5 protein-coding genes and 1 pseudogene are annotated in these 5,557 nt (G+C 70.3%); 1 reads left to right on the forward strand and 5 read right to left on the reverse strand.

Annotated elements, in window-relative coordinates; translation table 11 throughout:
* The 5 genes and pseudogenes from DVH02_RS25145 to DVH02_RS25160 all read right to left on the reverse strand — a co-directional run.
* Positions 1-711 (reverse strand): annotated as a pseudogene (locus DVH02_RS25145) (hypothetical protein); the annotation flags it as partial.
* On the reverse strand, positions 711-869 hold the full coding sequence (locus DVH02_RS35680; RefSeq protein WP_014153881.1) for a DUF6760 family protein: 159 nt from the start codon (positions 867-869) through the stop codon (positions 711-713). The pseudogene DVH02_RS25145 and the gene DVH02_RS35680, both read right to left, overlap by 1 nt.
* The gene (locus tag DVH02_RS25150; protein ID WP_114626130.1) at positions 866-1,345 is read right to left on the reverse strand and encodes a hypothetical protein; all 480 of its coding nucleotides are present in this window, start codon (positions 1,343-1,345) and stop codon (positions 866-868) included. The genes DVH02_RS35680 and DVH02_RS25150 overlap by 4 nt, the downstream gene beginning before the upstream one ends.
* A complete protein-coding gene (locus DVH02_RS25155) occupies positions 1,345-1,788 on the reverse strand; it encodes a phage tail protein (protein ID WP_114626131.1) in 444 nt (147 codons plus the stop codon). The genes DVH02_RS25150 and DVH02_RS25155 overlap by 1 nt, the downstream gene beginning before the upstream one ends.
* Before the next feature lie 78 nt (positions 1,789-1,866).
* Complete coding sequence (locus DVH02_RS25160) at positions 1,867-3,489, reverse strand: phage tail sheath family protein (RefSeq protein ID WP_114626132.1); 1,623 nt, start codon at positions 3,487-3,489, stop codon at positions 1,867-1,869.
* A 344-nt stretch (positions 3,490-3,833) separates the two neighbouring features.
* Between DVH02_RS25160 and DVH02_RS25165 the strand changes: the two genes are divergently transcribed.
* Positions 3,834-5,384: a COG1470 family protein gene (locus DVH02_RS25165; RefSeq protein ID WP_114626133.1), complete on the forward strand. Its 1,551-nt coding sequence runs from the start codon at positions 3,834-3,836 to the stop codon at positions 5,382-5,384.
* Positions 5,385-5,557: the final 173 nt, after the last annotated feature.

Here is a 5,557-nt window from a genome sequence, read left to right on the forward strand (position 1 = left end):
CGTGGTGCCCGCTCCGGTGGCCACAGGGGCGGCCACCGGAGCGGGCACCACGGTGCTCGGCGCCACAGTGCTCGGCGCCACGATGCTCGGCGCCACCGCGGGAAGCACCCTGCGCCGCACCGAGTTCGGGGCGGCAGCGCGCGTCAGCGCCGAGGGCGCGGGGCGCGGCCGGGGCCGTACCGGCGCGACCCGCGGGCCCGCGGCACGCTGGACCGTAGGTCCCCGGCCGGGGCCGACCGCACCGGCTCCCCCCTCGCTGTCACCGACGCCGTCGTCGACGACCGCGACCGGCAGGGAGAGCCTGGCCTCGCCGAGGCCGCCGGGGCTGGAGCCCACGGCGGGCGACAGCGCGTCCTTGATGAGACCGGTCGGAGCGCCGTCCAGGACGGCGTGCGAAAGGGGCCCGGAGAAGGAGTGGTTCTGCCAGGTGGCCAGCGACCCGCCGAACTCCGCCGACGCGACCGTCTGCCGCGCGGGCGCCCACGTGGCCCGCTGGATCGGCGGCAGACCGGCCCAGCCACGCCCCCCACCGGCACCGCCGACACCGGCCCCCGCACCGGCACCCGCACCCGGACCCGCGGACGCCTCAGGGGCGAGGCCCGGTACCGTACCGTCCCCGCCCCCGGCCGCACCCGGCTCCCGGTCCCGGTCCTGGACCGGGCTCTGGTCCCCGCCTCGGCTCCGGCCCTTGAGCCGGTCGAATATGCCCATCACCGCTCCGTTGCAGCACGCGTCACCAACGTGGCGATCTGTTCGGCGTATCGCCGCCGCTCACGGTGTTCGAGGTCGAGGATGTCGTCCAGGTTCCAATGGAAGTGGTAGGCGATGTACGCGATCTCCTCATGGATCCGGTCGGTCGCGTACGTCACGATTCCCCCAGGCGGCTCCCGCCGAGCTCGACCTCGAACGGCTGCTCGCAGTGCGGGCAGGACACGCCGGCCCTGGTGTGGCCCTCGGCGTTGACCTGACGGTAGAAGTCCTGGAGAAAGGCGAGGTCGGAGGCGAACATGTTCTCCACCACGCCGTCGTGCATGTGTGCCACGGTACCCAGCTGGGTGATGACCCGGCCGAGCAGCACCACCGAGAGATACGCGGGATTCTCCTGCACCCGCATGTCCCGCAGCGGGATCAGCTCGTCCCGGGCGGTCGCCAGCCGCATCACGCCCTCGCGATGCACGGTTCCCATGTCGTCCACGTACCCGCGCGGCAGCTCGAACGCGAACTCGGTCCGCAACTGCTGCCGTACGGGCTGTGCTTCCGCCGGTACGACGGCCGGGGCCGCCACGTCCGCGGGCGCGGACGGGGCGGCGGCGTCGGTGGCGGGCCTGGCAGGTCCGCGGCGCATTACTCGGTGACCAGCTCTTCGTAGACGATCGTGACGGTCTCGGTCATCACGGAGGCCTCGCCCGCCGTCGCGCCGGCGCCCATGACCTTGGAGCACCAGGCGTTGCGCAGGTGCTGACGCCTGACCGGGTTGAACTGGTAGTCCATGTAGATGATGCTCGCGTTCTTGCGCGCCGAGCCCATGTCGCCGCGGAGCGAGGCGGCGATCCACTCGGTGAACGCGGCGGACTGCTCCATACCGCGTGTGACGGTCGTCTCACCGGCCTTCTTCACGCCGGGCATCTTCTTGGTGATGGGCTGGCCGTTCGCCGAGACCTGCTGGTACTCGATGACGTCCTGCTCCATCCCCACCTCGCCCACGGCGTGCAGGTACTCGACCATCACGCCGTCGATCTGGAGGCCGAAGTTATGGGTAGTGAGCGCATCACCCTGAGAGAGACTCATGAAAACCGTTCCTTCTACTGATGCTGGTGCCTGTGGCTGTACGCGAATTCAGGGGAGAGTCGGGAGGTGCGTGACGGGCTACTCCTCCAGCTCACCGCTGCCGCCGGAGAACTGCGCCAGCCTGAAGATCACGAACTCGGCGGGCTTGACCGGTGAGACACCGATCTGGCAGATGACCCGTCCCAGGTCGACGGATTCCGTCGGGTTGGTCTCGGCGTCACACTTCACGTAGTAGGCGTCCTCCGGTGTGGCGCCGAACAGGGCACCGCTGCGCCACTCCGTCACGAGGAACGCGGAGATGTTCCGCCGGATCCTGGCCCACAGCGCCTGGTCGTTGGGCTCGAACACCACCCACTGCGTGCCGTTGAGGATCGACTCCTCCAGGTAGTTGAAGTACCTGCGGACGTTGAGGTAGCGCCAGGCCGGGTCGGAGGAGAGGGTGCGCGCGCCCCAGACGCGGATACCGCGGCCGGGGAAGGTGCGGATGCAGTTGACGCCGATCGGGTTGAGCAGGTCCTGCTCACCGCGGGTGATCTGCATCTCCAGGTCGACGGCGCCGCGTACGACCTCGTTGGCGGGGGCCTTGTGCACACCGCGCTCGGAGTCGTTACGGGCCCAGATGCCGGCGATGTGGCCGCTGGGCGGGACCAGCCGGGTCTGACCGCCGGCCGGGTCGAAGACCTTGATCCAGGGGTAGTAGAGCGCGGCGTACTTGGAGTCGTAGTTGGACGTCTCCTGGCGCCAGACCCGGATCTGCCGGGCGTTGAGGCCGGGCGGCGGGTCGATGATCGCCAGCCGGTCGCCCATCAGTTCGCAGTGGGCGATCAGACCGAGCTGGACGGCCTTCACGGCCTCCAGGTCGATCGCGCCGCGCTGGTAGGCGGCCATCAGGTCGGGGACGGCGACCATCGAGATCTCGTCCACCGCTTCGAGGCCGCCGAAGCCGGTACGGTCCGAGGAGTCGCCCAGGTACTCGCCGATGCCGACCGACTCGGTCTCCACCGGCTCCGGGATCGCGGGGGCCGCCGCGGCGGTGGGAGCCGCGAGGGCGACCGTCTGGTTGTCCGGGCGGGCGAGCTGCGAGGCCGCGACCGCTTCCTGGACGGAGATGAGCTTGGAGCGTTCCTTGACCTGCGTGACCACGTAGTTGCGGGCGCTCTTCTTCGCGGAGACGTCGAAGGTCTCGACGGGCTTCGTACCGTCCTTGACGACCAGCCGGAAGCGCTCGGCGGGGCCCTCGCCCTCGGCGTCGGCGACCTCGACGCTGAGCGTGCCGCTCTCGCCGGGCGCGACGGCCGACACCTTGAACGTACCGAGGGTCTGGGGCTCACCCGCCGTCAGCTCGGCGGGCGCCGTGCCACCTGCGACGGCCGACCTGCCGCGCCGGCCGTTGACCGCGTCGGAGCCCTCGGCCGGGGCGCCGGAGACTCCGCCGGGCACACCGCCCACCCGGACGACGTAGGCGGCGGAGCCGCCGTTGTTGAAGAAGCCGTACACCGAGTGCGCCAGGAAGTAGCCGTCGGTGAACTCGCCGAAGGCGGCGACGTACTGGGTCCAGTTGGTGACCAGCGTCGGCTCGTTCAGTGGACCGTCGGGCGCCAGCCCGACGAATGCGGCTACCGAGGTGCCGACTCCCTCGATCGGACGAGAGCCGCTGGCCACCTCTTCCACGTATACGCCCGGCGACAGGTAAGACGGCATGCTCTGCTCTCCTCGGGGTACCAATACAAGACCAGTCTCACCCTCGCTGCCCCTGCGCGACCGCGTAAACGTCCTTGGGTGCCTTGTCAAGGGCACGGATTATGCCCCCAGGGGCAACGAGGGGCGGGCCCTGCGGCCGGTCCCGGTCCGCCGGGCTCCCGCCGGGGCGTACTGCGGCGACACCGCCCGGGGCACGGTGGAGTTCGGTCAGCGGCGCGGCCCCGTCTCCCCCGACCGGAGGTTTACGCAGGGGGGTTCGAGGGCATCGGGCGCCGCCTTTCGGGCAGCGGTGCTACCCCGTGGCCTCTGACATCGCCTCTCCCCCGCGCAGTAGCGTCCATCGGGTGACCACCTGGACATCTCTGGAGCCCGCCTCGACCACGGTCGACCCGGGCAGCAGCACCACCGTACGACTGCGTCTGCGCAACACCGGCGACGTCGTCGACGAGTACCGCTTCGAGACGGTCGGCGATGTCGCACCGTACGTCACGGTGGAACCGCCGGCCATCAGGCTCTTTCCGGGAACCACCGGAATCGTGGAGCTGACGTTCGCTCCGCCCCGTACCCCGGACGCTGCCGCGGGGCCGCATCCGTACGGGGTGCGCGTCCTGCCCACCGAGCAGCACGGGGCCGCCACGGTCGTCGAGGGGAACGTCACCTTCACCACCTTCGTCGAGGTGCGGGCCGAGCTGGTCCCGCAGACCGTCAAGGGACGCTTCAGGGGGCGGCCGAAGCTGGCCGTCGACAACCTCGGCAACACCGTGCTCACGGCGTCGATCGGCGGCGGCGACAAGAGCGGCGGCGGCGACCTCTCGTACGAGATCGTCCCGTCCAACGTCCAGATCGAACCCGGCCGCGCCGCCTTCGTCGACGCGACGCTCAAGCCCCGGCAGATCACCTGGGTGGGGCAGAAGCAGGAGCGGCCCTACGAGCTGTCGGTGCGGCGCTCGGGCTACGAGCCCCTGGCGGTGAACGGGACATACGTACAGCGCAGCCTGCTGCCGTTCTGGATGATGACGACGCTCAGTCTGCTGCTCGCGCTCACCATCACCGGCCTCGTGCTCTGGTTCACCTACAAGGCGCCGGTCAGGACCCTCGCGCAGGAGAAGCTCCAGCAGGCGGCGGCCACCGCGCTGCCGGAGGAACCGCCGGAGAAGCCGAAGGACAAGCCCACGCAGGAGGCCGCGCCCAGCGAGGAGCCCAAGGCGTCGGACGACGGCGGGGGCGGCGAGGACAAGGAGGAGGAAGAGACCAAGGAGGAGGAGACGCAGACCAAGCAGGGTCCGCTGCCCCTCACCTCGGAGGACCCGGCGAACCTCTTCGTGCAGTTCGCCCAGGTGCGGCTGGTCGCGGGGGCGAACAACTGCAAGCTGGTCGACGCGTACACGGTGGGCAAGCTGGACGAGGCGACCGAAGCGGCGCTCACGTGCTTCCAGAAGGCCAACGACTCGCGGTACGGCACCATGAGCCGGCTGGAGGAGACCGACGGGCTCGGCAACCTGGGCCGTTCCACGATGACCGCGCTCCTGGCGGCCCACTTCGTCGACGCGAAGTCCGTGCCGCTGAAGGAGGGCGAGGAGAGCCCCGAGGTGCCGTGGGTGCGGAACATCCTGCTCTGGGGCACCCAGGTCGAGATCGACGACGGTGACCTGGACATCACGATCAAGTCCACGAAGGCCAACATCGACTATCTGCGGAAGCAGATCCACGCCAAGGACACCATGACGTCCGGCATCACGAACAGGATCAAGGAGTACCAGGGCCTGTTCGGGGCCGCGCGGAGCGGGGTCATGGACGAGACGACGCTGTCGAAGACGAAGCTCGGCTGGATCAAGCAGCAGAACGTTCCGGGCACGGTCACGGCCAAGGACTGGCTCCCGGCGCCCATGCAGTAAAACTGGCTTCCGGCGCCCGTGCGGTAAACCTGCCCAGGTCGTCACCCGCGCGGGCCCGCGGCCACCGGACCGAGTGTCCGGTGGCCGCGGGCCCGCGCGCACGACGGCTCGTGCCGCCCGCGACGCGGAACGGCGCCTACCAGGACGCGTCGTCCAGCACCAGCCGGCCCGAC

The organism is Streptomyces corynorhini, from assembly GCF_003346515.1.
In the GTDB taxonomy this organism is placed as follows: domain Bacteria; phylum Actinomycetota; class Actinomycetes; order Streptomycetales; family Streptomycetaceae; genus Streptomyces; species Streptomyces corynorhini.